Origin of the sequence: Pelobium manganitolerans (assembly GCF_003609575.1) — a bacterium.
Lineage (GTDB): Bacteria > Bacteroidota > Bacteroidia > Sphingobacteriales > Sphingobacteriaceae > Pseudopedobacter > Pseudopedobacter manganitolerans.
Genome location: NZ_MBTA01000012.1, coordinates 328967 through 349079, shown reverse-complemented (window position 1 = coordinate 349079; position 20113 = coordinate 328967). Strand labels below are relative to the sequence as shown.

Here is a 20113-nt window from a genome sequence, read left to right as displayed (position 1 = left end):
AAGGCATTCAATCATTCAAAATTCTATCATTCAATCATTTAATTTTCTAGAATCTAAAGTGAGAGAAAGCTTTGTTAGCTTCCGCCATTTTGTGGGTATCTTCTTTCTTTTTAACCGCAGCACCCTCGCCTTTAGCAGCAGAGATAATTTCGCCGGCTAATTTCTCGGTCATGGTTTTTTCGCCACGTTTTCTGCTGTAGCTAATCAACCATTTCATCCCTAAAGCAATTTTACGCTCTGGTCTAACCTCGGTTGGCACCTGGAAGTTTGCACCACCAACACGTCTAGATTTAACCTCTACGGCAGGCATAATATTGTTAAGCGCCTTTTTCCATTGCTCCAACCCGTTTTCGCTGGTTTTGTTTTCTACAATGTCAATAGCGTCGTAAAAAATGCTGTACGCGATAGATTTTTTTCCATCGTACATCATGTTATTTACAAATCTGGTCACCATCACGTCGTTAAACTTCGGATCAGGCAGGATAATTCTCTTTTTTGGTTTCGATTTTCTCATTGTCTTGTCCTCCGTTTAATTATTTCTTTTTGCCTTTTGCTGGCGCAGCTGCTGCTTGTCCTGGTTTAGGTCTCTTAGTACCGTATTTAGAACGACGTTGATTTCTGCCTGCCACACCCGCAGTATCTAAAGCACCACGAACAATGTGGTAACGTACTCCAGGTAAATCTTTTACTCTTCCACCACGTACTAACACAATAGAGTGTTCTTGTAAGTTGTGACCTTCCCCAGGAATGTAAGCGTTAATCTCTTTTCCGTTAGTTAAACGTACACGAGCTACTTTACGCATTGCTGAGTTTGGTTTTTTAGGGGTAGTAGTATATACACGTGTACATACGCCTCTTCGCTGTGGACAGCTGTCCAACGCTGGGGACTTACTCTTATCCACCAGAGCTACTCTACCTTTCCTAACTAATTGTTGAATGGTTGGCATTAAGCTTTCTTTAAATTGTTTTTTTGTTAATTATTAATCCTTTGAACATGAGCATATAACAAGCCCAAGCAAAAGGACTGCAAAAGTAGAATTTTATTTTTTGAGAATCAACAGGTTGAGGAGATTTTTTTAATAAGTCTTACCAAAACAATCTAAAGCCTTTGAGGTAACCAAGGCTCAATGAAGCAAAAGCAAACACGCTGTCAAAGTCCTCGGCAAAAATATACGTAATTATGCGTATATATATGTGTTCAATAGGAGTGGATATTTGGGAATAACATAACCCAAAATGAGATGAAAAAAAACTATCTAAAACTTGGCCTGTGTGTATTGATGGCCTTTGCAACGCTTGGTTGTGGCAAAGAAAAAGAATCAGCAATCAATTGCTCAAACGTTTCGGCTTCTATTGTAGATGATGTTAATGCCTATCAAGCTGCGGTAACAAAATACAGTACTTCGCCAACGCCGGCAAATTGCACCAACGTAAAAAACACATTAACCGCCATTATCAATAAAGTAAAAGATTGTCCGCAGATGGCTCCGGTAAAAAGCCAATACGAGCTTCTAATGAAAGAATTTACTTGCAATTGATTGGAAGTCGGGCAATCCCCGACTTCTTGTTTTACTTAAGCCTTCCTTACAAACTCCGATTTTAACCCCATTGCGCCAAAGCCTTCTATTTTGCACGAGATATTGTGGTCACCATCCGTTAGCCTGATGTTTTTAACTTTGGTGCCTGCTTTTACTGGTTTAGGTGCGCCTTTCACCGGCAAATCTTTAATCACAATAACAGCATCACCGTTGGCCAGCTCATTTCCGTTGGCATCCAAAACTTTATCAGTGGCCTCACTTTCAACTGTTTCTTCAGAGGGTTCCCATTCATAAAAACATTGGGAACAAACCATTTTGTTTTGATCCGGATAGGTATATTCCGACTCACATTTTGGGCAATTTATTAGCTCGCTCATCTGTTAATTTTAAATAGCAAAGATAAAAAAAGTAAAACAAGCCTGCCGAAAACTAATTTCCCAGAAAAACACTGACTAGATAAGAGTCTATCTCCAGCAGCCAACCGACAATCTGTCACCTCCAATTCCAACAAAACTGACGCTTTTAAACAAAATATTCTGTCAGCTTCGCTCACATTCTGCCATAGCCATATTGGCACAGCGCTTGTTGCCAACACAACAGTTACAAATTGTTCATAAAATTTAAATCACATACATCATGTCAAAAATTATCGGAATCGACTTGGGAACCACTAACTCCTGCGTGTCTGTGATGGAGGGTAACGAGCCTGTTGTTATTGCTAACAGCGAAGGCAAGCGTACCACCCCATCTATCGTAGCGTTTGTAGAAGGTGGCGAACGTAAAGTTGGCGATCCTGCGAAACGCCAGGCCATCACCAACCCAACCAAGACTATTTACTCTATTAAGCGTTTCATGGGCGCTAGCTTCGATGAAGTTTCTAAAGAAGTTGGCAGAGTGCCATATAAAGTTGTTAAAGGCGATAACAATACACCTCGGGTTGAAATTGACGACCGTAAATACACACCACAAGAAATTTCGGCAATGATTCTTCAAAAAATGAAGAAAACTGCTGAAGATTTCTTAGGATCCGAGGTTTCTGAAGCAGTTATTACCGTTCCGGCTTATTTTAACGATGCCCAACGCCAAGCTACAAAAGAAGCTGGTGAAATTGCAGGTTTAAAGGTACGCCGTATTATTAACGAGCCAACTGCTGCCGCTCTTGCTTATGGTTTAGATAAAACCAATAAGGATATGAAAATTGTGGTGTTTGACTGCGGCGGCGGTACACACGACGTTTCTATCTTAGAATTAGGCGACGGCGTTTTCGAAGTAAAATCTACTGATGGTGATACCCACTTAGGTGGTGATGACTTTGACCAAGTAATTATCGATTGGTTAGCAGATGAGTTTAAAAACGAAAACGGCATGGATTTGCACAAAGATCCGATGGCCCTGCAACGTTTAAAAGAAGCTGCCGAAAAAGCGAAAATCGAGCTTTCTAGTTCAACTGCTACAGAAATTAACTTGCCTTACATTACCGCTGATGCTAGCGGGCCTAAGCACTTGGTTCGTTCTTTATCACGCGCTAAATTTGAATCTTTAGCAGCAGATTTAATCAAAAGAACTATCGATCCATGTAAATCAGCATTAAAAAATGCAGGTTTAAGTACTTCAGATATCGACGAAATTATCTTGGTAGGTGGATCTACACGTGTTCCAGCTATCCAAGAGGCTGTTGAGAAATTCTTCGGTAAAGCGCCTTCAAAAGGTGTAAACCCAGATGAAGTTGTAGCAATTGGTGCAGCTATCCAAGGCGGTGTATTAACCGGCGAGGTAAAAGACGTATTGTTATTAGATGTTACCCCGCTGTCTTTAGGTATCGAAACAATGGGTGGCGTAATGACCAAGCTAATTGAAGCTAACACCACCATCCCATCAAAAAAATCGGAAACTTTCTCTACCGCATCAGACAACCAACCTTCTGTGGAAATCCACATTTTGCAAGGTGAGCGTCCAATGGCGAAAGACAACCGTACCATCGGTCGTTTCCACTTAGACGGAATACCACCTGCACCGCGTGGCGTGCCTCAAATTGAAGTAACTTTTGATATTGACGCCAACGGTATTTTGCACGTGGGTGCTAAAGATAAAGCTACCGGCAAAGAGCAAAAAATCAGAATCGAAGCATCTTCTGGTCTTTCTGATGACGAAATCAAGAAAATGAAGGAAGAGGCAGAGAAAAATGCTGAAGCGGATAAAGCTGCTAAGGAAGAAGCAGACAAAATTAATACCGCTGATGCTTTGATTTTCTCTACCGAAAAACAACTGAAAGAGTACGGAGACAAAATTCCGGCAGACAAAAAAGGCACGATTGAAGAAGCGCTTAAGTCTTTAAAAGATGCACATGCTTCTAAAAACTTTGCCGATATAGACGCTGCTTCAGAAAAATTGAACACGGCTTGGGCTGCCGCATCGGAAGATATGTACAAAGCAACGCAAGACGCAGGCGCGCAAGGTGCTCCGCAAGGAGAAGCCGGTGGCGAGGCTAGCGGCGCTGCAGATGATGTTACCGATGTTGACTTTGAAGAAGTGAAAGACGAAGACAAAAAATAAGCATCGTTTACAACACAAGAGCAAAATTTGGCTCCCATCAAAAATCCCGCTCTAGCATTTTTAGGGCGGGATTTTTTTTTAATTTCTTCAATTTAATTAATAGATTTTCTATCATGAGAAAGATAAAACTTAGTGTACTTGACCAAACACCCATCCGTAAAGGAAGTAACGCCAGCGAATCTTTGCAGGAAAGCATACAGCTGGCCAAGCTTACCGATAGGTTGGGCTATACCCGTTATTGGCTAAGCGAGCATCACAACTCAAAAACCTTGGCAAGTGGATCGCCAGAAATTATGATAGCGCGATTAGGTGCAGAAACCGAGCGGATTAGATTAGGTTCTGGAGGTATGATGATGCCTAACCACAGCACTTTTAGAGTGGCAGAAAATTTTAAAGTTTTGGAAGGCCTTTATCCAAACCGCATAGATTTAGGCATGGGACGTGCCCCGGGGACAGATCGTTTAACTGCTCATCTGCTAAACCCGTCTAACCAGTTTGCACCAAAAGATTATATACAACAACTGCGCGATTTACAGCAGCTGCTAAACGATGAGCCTCTAGAAGGTATTAGTGAAGTAAAGGTTAGCGCAATTCCGATTGTAAATACCAATCCCGATTTATGGATTTTAACATCAAGCGGCGAAAGTGCACTTATTGCGGCGCATTTTGGCATGGCGCTATCATTTGCCCAATTTATAAATCCGGTGGGTTGTGCCAACGCAATTGCCAACTACAAAAAACAGTTTAAACCCTCCGCAGAACTTAATGAGCCCCAAACCAGCGTGGGCATTTTCGCTTTCTGTAGCGATGATGAAGAAAAAGTAAAACGCGCGCAAGCTTTGATGGACTATCGCCTTTTGAGCTTTGAGCGGGGAAAGTTTGACCAAATTTACGGTTACGACGACATAAAAGACGAGCTGTACGATGCGCAAGAACAGCAACGCATTCTGTTTAACCGGCAACGGATGGCAGTGGGCACACCAGCGCAGATGAAGCAACAGATAGAAAAACTGTGCGATGATTTTGATACCGATGAAATCATTATCTCCACTTTCACAGAAAATGCTGAAGACCGGTTCCGCTCTTATGAGTTGTTAGCCGAGGTTTTTGATTTGCAGAACCACGCTTAAAATTGTTTTTTTTATCTTCGCGCTTTAAAAAAAAGTAGCAATACAACGAGCTTTTTCACAAGCTCGTTTGTTGTTTCAGAACATAATGCTCGCAGAAGAAAAAACATGAATAAACTGCTCAACTTCTTCAATCCTAACCATACAATAGATTATAAGGTAGAAATATTGGCCGGCCTAACCGTAGCCATGACTATGATGCCCGAGTCGCTTTCTTTTGCAATTTTGGCCGGCTTTCCGCCACTAACCGGCTTATATGCGGCGTTTATCATGGGTTTGGTAACTTCAATATTGGGCGGCCGCCCGGGCTTGGTATCCGGCGGTGCCGGAGCAACGGTTGTGGTGCTTATTGCCTTAATGCAAAGCCACGGTTTACAGTATGTCTTTGGCGCGGTGGCTTTAGCAGGTATCGTTCAGATACTGATAGGTATTTTTAAATTTGGCAAATTTGTACGCTTAGTGCCCCAACCTGTGATGTATGGCTTTGTAAATGGTTTAGCTATCATCATTTTTATGGCGCAAATTAATCAGTTTAAAATAATAGAGAACGGAGAAAGTGTTTGGCTTAGCGGTCCAGCTTTGTACACCATGGCTGCATTGGTAGCGCTTACCATCACAATTGTGATCTTTTTCCCAAAACTCACCAAAGCCGTCCCTTCTTCACTTGTAGCCATAGTTATTGTTTTTTTAATAGTACTTGGTTTTGGTTTAGACACTAAAAATGTAAACGATATAGCTTCTGTAGCAGGTGGCTTTCCTCCTTTCCATATCCCGCAGATACCGCTTACGCTGGAAACTTTAAAAATTATAGCGCCTTATGCCTTTGTAATGGCGGGCGTGGGTTTAACAGAAGGCCTGCTTACGCTAAATTTGGTTGATGAAATAACTGCTACACGCGGCAATAGCAACCGCGAATGCGTAGCGCAAGGAACCGCAAATATTTTAAATGGCTTTTTTACAGGCATGGGCGGTTGCCCTATGATTGCGCAAACACTGGTGAATTTATCTGCAGGCGCACGAACCCGATTATCTGGCATTATAGCATCGCTCACCATACTCACTATTATTTTGGTTGGCGCACCAGTGATAGGTTTATTGCCAATTGCAGCCCTCATAGGCGTAATGATTATGGTAGCCATCGGTACTTTTGAATGGCTGAGCTTCCGCGTGATCAACAAAATGCCTAAACAAGATATTTTTGTGGGCATTTTAGTAGCGGTAGTTACGGTGTGGCTTCATAACTTGGCTTTGGCGGTTTTGGTCGGGGTAATTGTATCGGCTTTAGTTTTTGCTTGGGAGAGCGCTAAACGCATCAGGGCACGAAAGTTTACGGATGAAAATGGTGTAAAACATTACGAGATTTATGGTCCCTTGTTTTTTGCCTCTGTAAGCAATTTTAACGAAAAGTTTGATCCTTCCGCAGATCCAGAAGATGTAATTGTCGATTTTAAAGACTGCAAAATAACAGACATGTCTGCGATAGATGCACTGAATAAACTTACAGAACGATATCGGAAAGCTGGAAAAACCTTGCGTCTTCGCCATTTAAGCCCAGATTGCTTGCGTTTATTACAAAATGCAGACAACCTGATTGATGTAAATATTATAGAGGATCCAAACTACCAAGTGATGCGATAACGGCCTCTTTTTATCAGATTATTTTTAATTTGCCTATCTAAGCAAGCCAAATAGGATGCAAAAAGACTTATTCAGAAAAAAATCAATCCAAAAAATACTAAAAGACAGTAACGAAGGCTTCGGCGACGCCACGCACCACTCGTTAAGCAAAGTTTTAGGCGTCAGAGATTTAACCTTTATGGGGATTGCCGCCGTAGTTGGTGCCGGAATTTTTTCTACCATTGGCGAGGCAGCATTTAACGGCGGTCCAGGTGTAAGTATTTTATTTATCATCACCGCCATCACCTGCGGTTTTTCGGCTTTATGTTATGCCGAGTTTGCTTCTCGAATACCGGTTTCTGGCAGTGCCTACACTTACGCTTATGCATCTTTTGGAGAACTGATTGCCTGGATTATCGGGTGGGATTTGCTGATGGAATATGCCATCGGGAACATCGCGGTAGCTATTTCTTGGAGCGGCTATTTTGTAAATCTTTTGAAGGGATTTAACATACAAATGCCTGCTTACCTCACACTCGACTATTTAAGTGCATACCAAGCGCACAAAACGCTGCTAGGAAACGGGGGCGATATAGCAAAATTAAGCGAAACCGCTAAAACCGCCGCTGAGGCTTGGGCAACCGCACCTGCCATTGGAAATCTGCGGTTGATAGCAGATTTACCCGCGTTACTCATTGTTCTCCTTATCACCGTCTTGGTTTACGTTGGCATCCGCGAAACGAAACGCGCAACCAACGTTATGGTTGTTATAAAAATCGGCGTGGTACTAGCTGTTATCGCCATCGGTTTTTTTTATGTTACGCCAGAAAACTGGCATCCTTTTTTGCCTAATGGTTTTGGTGGGATGATGAAAGGCGTGTCCGGAGTATTTTTTGCGTACATAGGTTTTGATGCGATATCTACCACTGCGGAAGAGTGTCGAAATCCTCAACGCGATTTGCCCCGAGGGATGGTTTATTCTTTAATCATTTGTACGGTGCTATACATCCTAGTTGCGCTGGTTTTAACAGGAATGGTAAATTACCGTGAACTAGCCGTTGCAGATCCTTTAGCTTTTGTGTTTGAGCGTGTAGGGCTAAACAAAATTAGCTACGTAATTTCTATCAGCGCAGTAATTGCTACAGCCAGCGTGTTGCTCATTTTCCAGATGGGGCAACCCCGTATTTGGATGAGCATGAGCAGAGATGGTTTATTGCCGAAAGCTTTTGCGCGCGTACATCCAAAATATAAAACACCGTCTTTTGCGACCATTGTAACCGGCATTGCGGTAGCGGTACCCGCTTTATTTATGAACCTAACCGAAGTAACCGACCTAACCAGTATTGGAACCTTGTTTGCCTTTGTTTTGGTTTGTGGTGGAGTTTTGTTGTTGCCTAAAGAGGAAACCGCTCAAACCAATAAACGTTTCCGCATGCCGTATATAAACGGAAAATGGATTGTGCCCTTATTGTTTTTGATAGGAGTAACCGTATTTCACGATAACTTACTTAACCATTTTGATTTTAGCGATGGCTGGTTAGTGGTTAGAGAGAAATTACCTTTATACGTTTATTTAATCCTGGCATTAATCATCAGCATTCTTTCCTTTACTAAGAGTCTTTCTTTAATCCCCGTTTTAGGTTTATTGAGTTGTGGCTACCTAATGACCGAGCTAGGCTACGTTAATTGGCTACGCTTTTTAATTTGGCTCGGTATAGGCTTAGTCATCTATTTTGGTTACAGTTATAAAAACAGTAAATTGAACAAAACTGCAGACGAATAAATTTTAAGGGCATGACGCTGCATCAATTTTTTACAGATGACCACCATCGTATTGATGGCATATTAGAAAAAGCTACCGAAAAGGCTGGCGAAATAAACTTAGATTTATATTACCAGTTTAGGGCACAGCTGTTGAGGCATATCAAAATGGAAGAAAAAATACTCTTCCCCGCTGCCAAGAAAGCCAATCCCATCATTGCAGAACAAATTATACCCAGATACCGGCTTGAACATGGCGCAATCACCGCTTTGATGGTTCCACCGCCTACTGCGCTTTTAGTAAAAGTAATCAGGTATTTAGTGGACGTCCACGACCTTGCAGAAGAACAGCCCGGAGGATTATACGAGATATGCGAAGAACTAACGCAAGGACAAACGGAAGAACTACTAAATCAACTTAAAGCCACAGACGAGGTTCCACTCCATTTGCCTAACCCTGCCCCTATCGCCATGCAGTCTGCCATTAGAGCTTTGAGAAGAGCCGGCTACGATTATGATGAAATTGTGAGAAAAGTGCAATAAAAATCGTTGGAAAAAAACAAAAAAAATCCCGCCACTTATTCGTAACGGGACTTTTTGTAGTTTAAAAACTAATTAAGCCAATAGCGTAATTGGAGCTTCCAATAAAGCTTTTAAAGTTTGCAAAAACTTAGCTCCTGTTGCGCCGTCAATCACACGGTGATCGCAACCTAAGCTCAATTTCATAATATTTCCCGGAACAACTGCACCATTTTTAACCACCGGCACTTGCTGTATAGCGCCTACTGATAAAATTGCACCATCTGGAGCGTTAATGATAGAAGTAAATTCATCAATACCAAACATACCCAAGTTAGATACAGTAAAGGTTGAACCTTCCCAATCTTTAGGCTGCAGTTTTTTAGCTTTCGCTTTTTGCGCAAATTCTTTTACCTCGGCAGAAATGTGTGATAAGCTTTTACCGTCTGCAAAACGCACCACTGGCACCAACAAACCGTCCTCAACCGCCATAGCCACCCCAATGTTGGTATGCTCGTTAAAACGGATTTTATCTCCTCTGAAAGATGAGTTAACTGCTGGATGTTGCTTTAAAGCTATTGCGACAGCTTTAATCACAATATCATTGAACGAAACTTTTACCGGTGCAACCGTATTAATTTGTGCACGTGCCGCAATAGCGCCGTCCATATCCACGGTAACATTTAAATAGAAATGTGGCGCAGTAAAGAGGCTTTCCGTTAAGCTGCGTGTAATAGCTTTACGCATTTGTGTAACAGGCTTGTCGGTGTATTTTTCTTCGCCCACATAAGTTGGCAATACCGGTGCTGCTGCCGCTGCTCCTGCGTTTGAAGTTGGCGCATCCGCTTTGGCAGCTGCTGTTTCTGCTTTAGCAGACGGCGTATAACCTTCTACATCTTTTTTAACAATGCGGCCACCCTCTGCGCTTCCTTTTATTTCGCTTAAATCAATGCCTTTATCTTCGGCTAATTTTTTAGCTAAAGGAGAAGCTTTTATGCGGCTATCATCAGATGACGGAGCAGTTTCTTTAACTGGCGCTGTTCCAGCATCTGTACTTACGCTTTTACTTTCTTCGGTAGCTTTGTCTTCTTTAGCAACAGGCGCTTGACCACCGTCTTTCAACAATGGTGTAATGTCTGTACCTTCTTTACCAACAATAGCAATAATGCCGTTAACCGGAACCGCTTCACCCTCTTTAACAGATAAATAAAGCAGAGTACCTTCCTCATAACCCACAACTTCCATCGTGGCTTTATCGGTTTCAACATCTGCTAAGCTATCATCAGCTTTTACTTTATCGCCAACTTTAAAATTCCATTTGTTAATTACACCTTCTGTCATGGTGTCACTTAACAAAGGCATTCTAATTACTGTAGCTTCAATATTTGAAGTATCAACTGGTGCCGCGCTGCTCGCATCTTCTTTTATTTCAGCTTTTGGCGCTTCACTTTTTTCTTCTTTTACTTCTGCAGGTTTTTCGCCTTCTAAAGCAGATTTATAATCTTCACCTTTCTCGCCAATTACAGCAATTAAGCTATCAACCGGCACTGCTTTCCCTTCTTCAACACCTATGTAAAGCAAGGTGCCTTCTTGGAAAGATTCGAAATCCATCGTGGCTTTATCCGTTTCAATCTCCGCAACAACATCGCCCGCTTTAATTGTATCGCCAACTTTTTTATGCCATTTAGCTAAAACACCTTCTGTCATGGTGTCGCTCATCTTCGGCATTTTTATCGCTTCAGCCATCTTATATTTCTGTTAGGTAATTTAAAATTAATCTTTAATAAAAGGATAGTTTGGTTCTGCATACACATCTGTGTAAAGCTCAGATGCATCTGGCCATGGAGATTCTTCTGCAAACTTCACCGCTTCCTCAACTTGCGCTTTTACTTTTGCTGCAATTTCATCAAACCAAGCCTCATCTGCCCATTTTTCCTTTTGGATGTGCGATTTTACAATCTCGATTGGATCTTTCGCTTTATACTCTTCTACCTCTTGTTTGGTGCGGTACTTTTGCGGATCGGACATGGAGTGTCCTTTGTAACGGTAGGTTCTTACTTCTAAGAAAGTTGGCCCCTCGCCTCTTCTGGCTCTTTGGATAGCCTCGTCCATTGCGTTGTGCACCGCAACTGGGTCCATACCGTCAACCGGCATGCAAGGCATCTCATAACCTAAACCTAACTTATAAATATCCGTAGTGTTTGACGTGCGCGCAACAGATGTTCCCATGGCGTAACCATTATTCTCCACCACGAAAACTACCGGTAACTTCCAGTTCATGGCCATGTTAAAGGTTTCATTTAACGCTCCTTGACGTACAGCTCCATCGCCCATAAAACATAGGTTTACATTATCTGTACCCAAATATTTTTCTGCGAAAGCTACACCTGCACCAACCGGAATTTGACCGCCAACGATGCCGTGGCCTCCAAAAAACTTGTTTTCCTTATCAAAAAAGTGCATAGAGCCACCTTTTCCTTTAGAACAACCTGTGGCTTTACCATAAAGTTCGGCCATTGCTACATTTGGAGACATGCCCATTGCAATAGGGTGTGCGTGGTCGCGGTAAGCGGTAATCATGCTGTCGCCTTTTTTACTGGCCGACATTGCTCCTGCTACAACCGCCTCTTGGCCAATATATAAGTGGCAAAAACCTCTGATTTTCTGCTGCCCGTACAACTGCCCCGCTTTCTCTTCAAAACGCCTAAGCAGCAACATCAACTCATACCAGTACAGATATGTCTCTTTTGTAATCGCAATTGAACTCATTTGTAAATTCTAATTATGGTCAGCAAAGCTATCAATAACTTGTCAAAAATAAAACCCGTTAACCCTTTAATTAACATAAAAATATTGAGCACATAAAAGCCCGGCTTAATAATGTGGGCGCTTTAACACGCTTTCCGTTATATCTTTTTTTGTGCCTCAAACCCGGTATTGCCACGCAACAAAAAAAGGATGCCACTGCAATCGTTAGCGCGGGCTTGTGCAAAAAGTAAATGTTGTGGAAAAAATTTGTGAGCGACCTAAGGCGACTATGTTAAATTTGTTAAAAAGAGTTAAAACCAAAATTGAACTGTTGCGTAAAACAAACATTAGTATTACTTTCGCAACCGTACAAAATAAAAGCTTGTATAGCTCGTTTGTAATTGATCTATAGCCCAAAACGTAGTCAGTAATGAAGAAAATTTTAATTTTTACCTTTTTAGTTAGCTTCTTCCTAACAGCAAACGCTCAAAATTCTAAATCAACCTCATCTGCCTCAAGCGCAAAAACAGAAGTTTCGGATCCGGATAATCTGGCGAGCCAATTTTTTTCGCAAGTGATGGGCGTAGCTATATCTGCCACCAGCAATACCAAAATGTACCAATTTATTTACGATTGGTTAGGTACACCATACCGCTTAGGCGGCGACACTAAAAAAGGCATTGACTGCTCTGGCTTTGCTTATGAGCTTTACAACAAAACTTTCAATACTATCATTGGCACTAATTCTCGCAACATTTTCAGCATGGTTAATCCCATTAATAAAATGGATTTAAAAGAAGGCGATTTGGTGTTTTTTAAAATCAGAAGCAAATCCATTAGCCATGTTGGCGTTTATATTGGCGATCATAAATTTGCACACGCATCATCAAGCCGTGGCGTTATGATTAGCAACTTGGACGAGCCTTATTGGCAAAAATATTTTTACAAAGGCGGCCGCGTGCTTGAAAGCCTTAAAAACCAGCTAAACAACGATTAACCTTATTCAAAAATCCCGCCCCCGAGCGGGATTTTTTAGGTTTCATCTTTAGTAGTACGCACCAGACTAATGCCGGTGAAAAAAAATATCACTCCTAATACGCCCAAAGTTATAACTGTTCTGGTATCTCCACTGTGTTGAATAAAAGAGACCGCAGTATATATTAACCCTATAATGCCCAGTACGGTTAATATGCTTCCAAAAGTTCGTTTTAAATTCATAGCATTTGTTTTTATTATTTACGCACTTTTGCCCAAATAAAGCCAATAACGAATAGCACAAAAACTACTACAAAAATTCCAACATAGTAGCCTGCTTTAAATATGCCTTCAATGGCCGAGCAACTGCTTAATGACATCAAAAGCAGCATCACCAGAGGTAGTGTAAATCTTTTCATTTTTTGCATAAAAAAACGGGAAGATGAATTTCTTCCCGTTTTAATATAATTCAAAATTATGCCAAACTATTTTGCAGCGGCATAGCGTTTTGCCACTTCGTCCCAGTTGATGGTATTAAAAAACGCTGCCAGATAATCCGGACGTCTGTTTTGGTAGTTTAGGTAGTAAGCGTGTTCCCAAACATCTACACCCAAAATTGGCGTGCCTTGCACTTCTGCAACATCCATTAGCGGATTGTCTTGGTTTGGAGTTGAGGTTACGGCCAACTTACCGTCTGCATCAACAATTAACCAAGCCCAGCCAGAACCGAAACGAGTTGCGCCTGCGTCGGCAAATTTTTTCTTAAAATCTTCAAATGAACCGAAGGCGCTATTAATAGCATCTGCTAATTCGCCTGTTGGTTCGCCACCGCCGTTGGGTTTCATTACTGTCCAAAACAAAGAGTGGTTAAAATGCCCGCCTCCGTTATTTCTTACCGCCGCAGGGTATTTTGAAACGTTTTTACATATCTCCTCGATAGAAGATGAATCGTCTTTACCCTCTAAAGCCTTGTTTAAGTTATTAACGTAAGCCGCATGGTGTTTACCGTGATGGATTTCCATTGTTGCTTTATCAATGTGTGGTTCTAATGCGTCTGATGCGTATGGTAACGCAGGTAATTCAAAAGCCATAATTTTAAAAATTTAAGGTTGTTAATAAATGATGGATAAATATAAGAATCTGCACTTTAACAAAGTTCAGATTAATGTTAAGATTTAAATCGCTTTGTTTTAAAGAAGGTGCGGACCAACTCGGCACATTTTTCCTCAAAAACTCCGCCAAGCTGTTTCGTTTTCGGATGCAGAATATTATCTGCCAAACGGGAAAAACCACGTTGTGGGTCATAAGCACCAAAAACCACTCTGGAAATTTGTGTCCAATAGGCCGCGCCGGCGCACATTACGCAAGGCTCCAAAGTAACGTAAAGCGTACAGTCTGTAAGATATTTTCCTCCTAAAAAATTGGATGCGGCAGTAAAAGCCTGCATTTCTGCATGGGCAGTAACATCATTTAGCTGCTGCGTAAGATTATGGCCTTTCCCGATGATACGCCCTTTACACACAATTACCGCACCTACAGGAATTTCATCTGCTTCCAATGCCAAATGCGCTTCCTTTAGCGCTTCATTCATGAAAAATTCGTCTTCGCTTATCGTAGGCTCGTCTGTAAAAGAAAAGTATTTCATTTAGGACAAATATAGGCTTTTGGATGGGAGAATAAATTAGATGAGAGATGAAGAAATGGGAGATTTGAGACCTGAGATATGAGATTTGTGGCAAGGATTTCGGTTTAAGTTCCGCTTACGTTGTAACATCCAACTGTAAAAACTATCTAAACCAAAAAAACTATCATGATTGTAACAACAACTAATAACATTGAAGGAAAAAAAGTAGTGAAATATTTAGGCATAGTATCTGGCGAGGCAATTATAGGGGCAAATTTTGTGAAAGACTTTTTCGCAAGCATCCGCGACGTGGTAGGCGGACGTGCAGGTTCGTACGAAGAAGGCCTGCGCGAAGCCAAAAACATTGCCATGGCAGAGATGCAAGACTATGCTGCACGTTTGGGCGCAAACGCCGTTATAGGGATTGATTTAGATTATGAAACTATGGGCAGTGCCGGCAGCATGTTAATGGTTTCTGCAAGCGGAACAGCGGTGGTTATAGAGTAAAGAATAAGGAACAAAGATTAAAGATTGCCAAAAAAACAAAGGTTGCGTTGAAGCAGCCTTTGTTTTTTATTTATCATTATTATCTATTGCTCTACGGTTGTTTCTATAAACAACTCTTTTTTCTGCTTATCGTCAATGGTTGATGGCGAATCAATCATTACATCGCGGCCCGAGTTGTTTTTAGGGAAAGCAATAACGTCGCGAATAGAATCTAATCCGGCGAAAATAGACACCAACCTATCAAAACCGAAGGCAATACCGCCATGAGGAGGTGCACCATATTCAAACGCTTCTAACAAAAAGCCAAACTGCTTTTGTGCTTCTTCTTCTGTAAAACCTAAATGTTTAAACATTGTTGACTGGAGCTTTTTATCGTGGATACGGATAGAGCCACCGCCAATTTCCGTTCCGTTTATTACCAAATCGTACGCGTTTGCGCGCACTTCGCCTGGTTTGCTATCCAGTAAATCGATATCTTCGGGCTTTGGCGACGTAAAAGGGTGGTGCATAGCGTGGTAGCGTCCGCTTTCTTCGTCCCACTCTAATAAAGGAAAATCAACAACCCAAAGTGGTGCAAACTGGTTTTTATCGCGCAAACCAAGGCGGTTGCCCATTTCTAAACGCAGTTCGTTCAGTTGTTTGCGAACTTTATCGGTTGCGCCGGTTAAAATGAGTACTAAATCGCCGGGAGCGGTATTAAAAGCGGCAGACCATTTTTGTAGTTGTTCTTCATTATAAAACTTATCCACTGATGATTTTAAGCTACCGTCCTCGTTATGGCGCATATAAATTAAACCGGTTGCGCCAATCTGCGGGCGCTTTACAAAATCTGTAAGCTCGTCAATTTGCTTGCGGGTGTAGCTTGCGGCGCCCGTTGCGTTAATACCTACTACCAGTTCTGCGTTATCAAAAACCCCGAAGCCTTGTCCTTTAACTACGTTGTTAAGCTCAACAAACTTCATCTCAAAACGGATGTCGGGCTTATCAGAACCGTAATATTTCATGGCATCTGCGTATTGCATACGCGGAAAGTTTTCAAACTCCAGACCTTTTACCGTTTTAAACATGTGGCGCGTTAAACCTTCAAAAATGTTTAACACGTCTTCCTGCTCAATAAAAGCCATCTCGCAGTCTATCTGGGTAAATTCCGGTTGGCGGTCGGCACGTAAATCTTCATCCCTAAAGCACTTCACAATTTGGAAGTACCTATCAAAACCGGATACCATCAACAACTGCTTAAAAGTTTGCGGCGATTGTGGCAAAGCATAAAACTCTCCGGGATTCATGCGGCTAGGCACCACAAAATCACGCGCTCCTTCTGGCGTTGATTTAATGAGAACCGGGGTTTCTACTTCTAAAAAGTCTTGGGCGTCTAAATATTTTCTAATCTCTTGCGCCATTTTATGACGCAAAATTAAATTGTTACGCACGGGGTTTCGACGAAGATCCAAGTAGCGATATTTCATTCTTAACTCATCGCCACCATCGGTTTCATCCTCTATCATAAACGGCGGCAATTTTGCCTCGTTTAAAATCTCCAAATCAGAAACTTTAATTTCTATTTCACCTGTAGGGATTTTTGGGTTTTTGTTGGAACGCTCTAAAACAGTGCCTTTTACTTTTATCACAAACTCGCGTCCCAAATCTTTTACCTTGGCGCGCAAGGTGGCTTCGTCATCTGTATTTACCACCAGCTGCGTTAAACCGTAACGGTCACGAACGTCAATAAAAGTGGTGCCACCCAAATCTCTGGATTTTTGGACCCAACCGCTTAACAAAACTTCTTCGCCTAGGTTTTTTATGGTTAATTCACCGCAAGTGTGTGTTCTGTGCATGATGCTAAATTTTGGAAAAAGCCCTCAAGGGCAAATAATTTGCGAATATAAGTTAAAAATATTTTTTATGTAATTGCTTTTACAATTGGCCTTAGCGCCTGCAAAGGCGCAAAAAAATGCGGTAAATTGGCTGATGTTTTCGCGACAGCCTATAGCTCGCCGGTATCATCTTGCTGGATGTTATTAAAAATACGGTCCATTTTGTCGACATATTCATTAGTATCATCCAAAAAAAACTCGAGCTGAGGCACGCCTTTTACTTGGTCTTTAATACGTTTGCCCAAAATATAGCGTATTTCTGTGGCTTTTGATTGTACTTTCTTTAAAGCATCTTTAGCATCTGCCACAGCAAAAAAACTTAAAAACACCCTCACAATGCCCAAATCTGGCGTAGCCCTAACTTTTGTTACTGTAATCATGGCATTGGGCACAAAAGATGCTCCTTCTCTCTGGAAAATCTCTCCTAAATCCTTTTGTATTACTCGTGCAAACTTCTGCTGTCTTTTTGATTCCATGGTTATTTAGATATGAAGCTAATAATATTAAATAGATCAGAACTTAACCGGCGCTGTCTTGATACTTACTCCTTTATTAATATAAAAAATTATTGTAAGGATAAATCTGCTGGTTCACCGCTTTCACGCTTTCGTAAATGCGCTCGCGCAGTTCATCTACATTTTCTTTTTTAGAGGCAGATATAAATATGGCCGGGCTGTTGTGTTTTGCCATCCAGCTTTTTTTGAAATCGGATAAAGTCATGCTGGGCACATCTTCATTTTCCACTTCCCAATCTTGCGCTGCCTCTACTTCGCGGTAATTATCAATTTTGTTAAAAACCGTTATCATTTCTTTATCGATAGCTCCCAATTCTTTTAAGGTTTCGTTTACCGTACGGATATGATCTTCAAAATTAGGATGCGATATGTCCACTACATGAATTAAAATATCCGCTTCACGAACTTCATCTAAAGTAGACTTAAAGCACTCTACCAAATGATGCGGCAATTTGCGAATAAAACCTACGGTATCCGAAAGTAAGAAAGGCACGTTTTCTAGCACTACTTTACGCACGGTGGTATCAAGCGTGGCAAACAGCTTGTTTTCTGCAAACACTTCAGATTTGGAGAGCATGTTCATGATGGTAGATTTACCTACGTTCGTATAACCTACCAAGGCCACCCGCACCAGCTCGCGCCTGTTTTTGCGCTGTGTTTCGTTCTGTTTATCTATCAGCTCTAGCTTTTCTTTCAACAAAGAAATCTTTTGCTGGATCATCCTTCTATCGCTCTCAATTTGTGTTTCACCGGGACCACGCATTCCAATACCGCCTTTTTGGCGTTCTAAGTGCGTCCACATCCGCGTTAAGCGTGGCAATAAATATTGTAACTGCGCTAGCTCTACTTGTGTTTTTGCTTGGGCAGATTGTGCCCGTTTTGCAAAAATATCCAATATTAAATTGCTGCGGTCCAACACTTTTACCTTCAGCTCGTTCTCTATATTCCGCAACTGCATTGGTGATAGCTCGTCATCAAAAACCACAATGTCGATCTCCTCGGCTTTTACGTAATCACGTATTTCTTCCAGTTTACCCGTGCCTACAAAAGTGGCGCGCTCTGGCTTTTGCATTTTTTGTGTAAAGCGCTTTTCGGTAACTCCTCCGGCAGTTTCTACTAAAAATGCCAGCTCATCTAAATATTCGTTTTCCTCGGCCTCAGTTTGGTTAGCGGTAATCAGCCCAACCAAAACCACGCGCTCGGGCTTAACTTCTGTATCGTAAAATTTTTTCCTCGGCATTTTTCTTCCTCTGTTGGCAAAGATATTAATCTTGATTCATTGTGTTAACTTAAAGCAAAATTTAAACCGTTTATCATCTGTAAATTTGAAGTAAAATAAAGGTGGCAATTTGCGTTGCTCTTAAATATTGTCCAATATTGCAAAAAATGCCCTTTTTGTAAATCTTTCCATAAAAATGAGCGGAAAAACAATTCTGGTTTGGTTTAGGAACGACCTACGTATTCATGACAATGAGATGTTGTTGGAGGCTACTAAAAAAGCGACAACAATTGTCCCGGTTTATTGCGTGGACCCGCGTCACTTTACCGAAGCGCCCTATGGCACACAGAAGACGGGCAATTTTAGAGCAAAATTTATTTTAGAGAGTTTAGAAGACTTAAAAGTATCCTTACAAAAATTAGGTGGCGATTTACTGATATTAAAAGGTATACCGGAGGAAATTTTACCAGAATTATGCAAAAAATATGAGGTGAACGAGGTTTACCATCACCGCGAGGTAGCTGCGGAAGAAACTGAGGTTTCTTCTAACGTGGAAGACGCACTTTGGAAAATGCAGATTAATTTGAAGCATTTTATTGGGCACACCATGCACCACAAAGAGGATTTGCCTTTTCCTATTAAAGATATTCCGGATGTTTTTACCAAGTTTAGGAAAAAGGTAGAGCGTGAAGCCGAGATACGTCCTTCTTTTGAAACACCAACGCAAATAAACATCCCTGCCAATTTTGAAAAAAGCGAAGTGCCCACGCTCCAAGACCTAGGTTTAACCGAGCCCGAAGTAGACAAACGAAGCGTACTACAGTTTAAAGGGGGCGAAACCGAAGGGTTAAAACGATTGAATTATTATTTATGGGAAAGCGAGGCTTTAAAAACCTATAAGAAAACGCGCAACGGCTTGCTTGGCGCCGACTATAGTTCCAAACTTTCGCCTTGGCTGGCAGCCGGATGTTTATCACCGCGCGAAATTTATTGGGAAGTAAAGCGCTACGAGAAAGAACGGGGCGCCAATGACTCTACCTATTGGTTAATTTTTGAATTGCTATGGCGAGATTATTTCCGGTTTATGTTTAAAAAGCACGGAACACGCTATTTTATGGAAGATGGGATAAAAGGCAAAGAAAACGAACTGGCACCAAACCAAAAAGAGCTGTTTGAGCAATGGAAAAACGGCGTTACGGGTGTGCCTTTTGTAGATGCTAATATGCAAGAACTGAAACACACCGGTTTCATGAGCAACCGCGGCAGACAAAATGTAGCCTCGTACCTTGTAAATGATTTAAAAGTTAACTGGACTTGGGGCGCTGCTTATTTTGAAGAGATGCTGATAGATTACAGTCCCGCAAGCAACTGGGGAAACTGGGCATACATTGCAGGCGTAGGCAATGATCCGCGGGATGAGCGTTACTTCAACATTGAAAAACAAGCTGCAGAATATGACCCGCACGGAGCGTATGTGAAACTTTGGAGCGAAAATAATTCATAAAAAAACAAAATGCTTACACCTTTGTTATCAGT

General features: G+C 41.6%; 20 protein-coding genes. 9 read left to right on the top strand and 11 right to left on the bottom strand.

All coding sequences use genetic code 11. From position 1 onward, the window contains the following. Positions 1-46: 46 nt before the first annotated feature. Positions 47-514 carry a 30S ribosomal protein S7 gene (rpsG, locus tag BCY91_RS08030; protein ID WP_120181434.1) on the bottom strand — a complete coding sequence of 156 codons (468 nt, stop codon included), beginning with the start codon at positions 512-514 and terminating at the stop codon, positions 47-49. A gap of 19 nt (positions 515-533) precedes the next feature. After that, positions 534-947 (bottom strand): 30S ribosomal protein S12, encoded by a 414-nt coding sequence (gene rpsL, locus BCY91_RS08025; RefSeq protein WP_120181433.1) that lies wholly within the window; start codon positions 945-947, stop codon positions 534-536. Positions 948-1241: 294 nt separating this feature from the next. Between rpsL and BCY91_RS08020 the strand changes: the two genes are divergently transcribed. Next, positions 1242-1538: a hypothetical protein gene (locus BCY91_RS08020; RefSeq protein WP_120181432.1), complete on the top strand. Its 297-nt coding sequence runs from the start codon at positions 1242-1244 to the stop codon at positions 1536-1538. Between the two features lie 35 nt (positions 1539-1573). On the opposite strand, the gene BCY91_RS08015 is transcribed toward BCY91_RS08020, so the two are convergent. Further along, on the bottom strand, positions 1574-1915 hold the full coding sequence (locus tag BCY91_RS08015) for a zinc ribbon domain-containing protein YjdM (protein WP_120181431.1): 342 nt from the start codon (positions 1913-1915) through the stop codon (positions 1574-1576). A gap of 259 nt (positions 1916-2174) precedes the next feature. Here BCY91_RS08015 and dnaK point away from each other — a divergent pair, with 259 nt between their 5' ends. The 5 genes from dnaK (at position 2175) to BCY91_RS07990 (ending at position 9139) form a co-directional block, all read left to right on the top strand. After that, positions 2175-4091: a molecular chaperone DnaK gene (dnaK, locus tag BCY91_RS08010; RefSeq protein ID WP_120181430.1), complete on the top strand. Its 1917-nt coding sequence runs from the start codon at positions 2175-2177 to the stop codon at positions 4089-4091. Positions 4092-4204: 113 nt separating this feature from the next. Continuing rightward, positions 4205-5221 carry an LLM class flavin-dependent oxidoreductase gene (locus BCY91_RS08005; RefSeq protein WP_120181429.1) on the top strand — a complete coding sequence of 339 codons (1017 nt, stop codon included), beginning with the start codon at positions 4205-4207 and terminating at the stop codon, positions 5219-5221. 105 nt (positions 5222-5326) lie between these two features. Next, positions 5327-6856, top strand: a complete 1530-nt coding sequence (locus BCY91_RS08000; protein ID WP_120181428.1) for a SulP family inorganic anion transporter — start codon at positions 5327-5329, stop codon at positions 6854-6856. A gap of 55 nt (positions 6857-6911) precedes the next feature. Continuing rightward, positions 6912-8618, top strand: coding sequence for an APC family permease (locus tag BCY91_RS07995; protein WP_120181427.1), 1707 nt, complete (start codon positions 6912-6914; stop codon positions 8616-8618). A gap of 11 nt (positions 8619-8629) precedes the next feature. Beyond that, on the top strand, positions 8630-9139 hold the full coding sequence (locus tag BCY91_RS07990) for a hemerythrin domain-containing protein (RefSeq protein WP_120181426.1): 510 nt from the start codon (positions 8630-8632) through the stop codon (positions 9137-9139). Between the two features lie 72 nt (positions 9140-9211). Here the strand turns inward: BCY91_RS07990 and BCY91_RS07985 are convergent, their stop codons facing one another. Beyond that, positions 9212-10861, bottom strand: a complete 1650-nt coding sequence (locus tag BCY91_RS07985) for a pyruvate dehydrogenase complex dihydrolipoamide acetyltransferase (RefSeq protein WP_120181425.1) — start codon at positions 10859-10861, stop codon at positions 9212-9214. Between the two features lie 27 nt (positions 10862-10888). Next, complete coding sequence (gene pdhA, locus BCY91_RS07980) at positions 10889-11884, bottom strand: pyruvate dehydrogenase (acetyl-transferring) E1 component subunit alpha (RefSeq protein WP_120181424.1); 996 nt, start codon at positions 11882-11884, stop codon at positions 10889-10891. Positions 11885-12293: 409 nt separating this feature from the next. On the opposite strand from pdhA, the gene BCY91_RS07975 reads away from it, so the two are divergent. After that, entirely contained in the window at positions 12294-12860 is a 567-nt protein-coding gene (locus tag BCY91_RS07975) for a C40 family peptidase (protein WP_120181423.1), read from the top strand. A 235-nt stretch (positions 12861-13095) separates the two neighbouring features. Here the strand turns inward: BCY91_RS07975 and BCY91_RS07965 are convergent, their stop codons facing one another. From BCY91_RS07965 to BCY91_RS07955, 3 genes are all read right to left on the bottom strand, one after another. After that, a complete protein-coding gene (locus tag BCY91_RS07965; RefSeq protein WP_120181509.1) occupies positions 13096-13257 on the bottom strand; it encodes a phosphatidate cytidylyltransferase in 162 nt (53 codons plus the stop codon). Between the two features lie 66 nt (positions 13258-13323). Beyond that, positions 13324-13929: a superoxide dismutase gene (locus BCY91_RS07960; RefSeq protein WP_120181421.1), complete on the bottom strand. Its 606-nt coding sequence runs from the start codon at positions 13927-13929 to the stop codon at positions 13324-13326. Positions 13930-14006: 77 nt separating this feature from the next. Beyond that, positions 14007-14483, bottom strand: a complete 477-nt coding sequence (locus BCY91_RS07955) for a nucleoside deaminase (RefSeq protein WP_120181420.1) — start codon at positions 14481-14483, stop codon at positions 14007-14009. 165 nt (positions 14484-14648) lie between these two features. On the opposite strand from BCY91_RS07955, the gene BCY91_RS07950 reads away from it, so the two are divergent. Then, positions 14649-14969: a heavy metal-binding domain-containing protein gene (locus BCY91_RS07950; protein ID WP_120181419.1), complete on the top strand. Its 321-nt coding sequence runs from the start codon at positions 14649-14651 to the stop codon at positions 14967-14969. Positions 14970-15052: 83 nt separating this feature from the next. On the opposite strand, the gene aspS is transcribed toward BCY91_RS07950, so the two are convergent. The 3 genes from aspS to hflX all read right to left on the bottom strand — a co-directional run bounded on the left by aspS (position 15053) and on the right by hflX (position 18598). Next, entirely contained in the window at positions 15053-16804 is a 1752-nt protein-coding gene (gene aspS / locus BCY91_RS07945; protein WP_120181418.1) for an aspartate--tRNA ligase, read from the bottom strand. 149 nt (positions 16805-16953) lie between these two features. Continuing rightward, positions 16954-17319: a 30S ribosome-binding factor RbfA gene (gene rbfA / locus BCY91_RS07940; protein WP_182995333.1), complete on the bottom strand. Its 366-nt coding sequence runs from the start codon at positions 17317-17319 to the stop codon at positions 16954-16956. Positions 17320-17395: 76 nt separating this feature from the next. Beyond that, a complete protein-coding gene (gene hflX, locus BCY91_RS07935) occupies positions 17396-18598 on the bottom strand; it encodes a GTPase HflX (protein WP_120181416.1) in 1203 nt (400 codons plus the stop codon). Positions 18599-18773: 175 nt separating this feature from the next. Between hflX and BCY91_RS07930 the strand changes: the two genes are divergently transcribed. Further along, complete coding sequence (locus BCY91_RS07930; protein ID WP_120181415.1) at positions 18774-20081, top strand: DASH family cryptochrome; 1308 nt, start codon at positions 18774-18776, stop codon at positions 20079-20081. Positions 20082-20113: the final 32 nt, after the last annotated feature.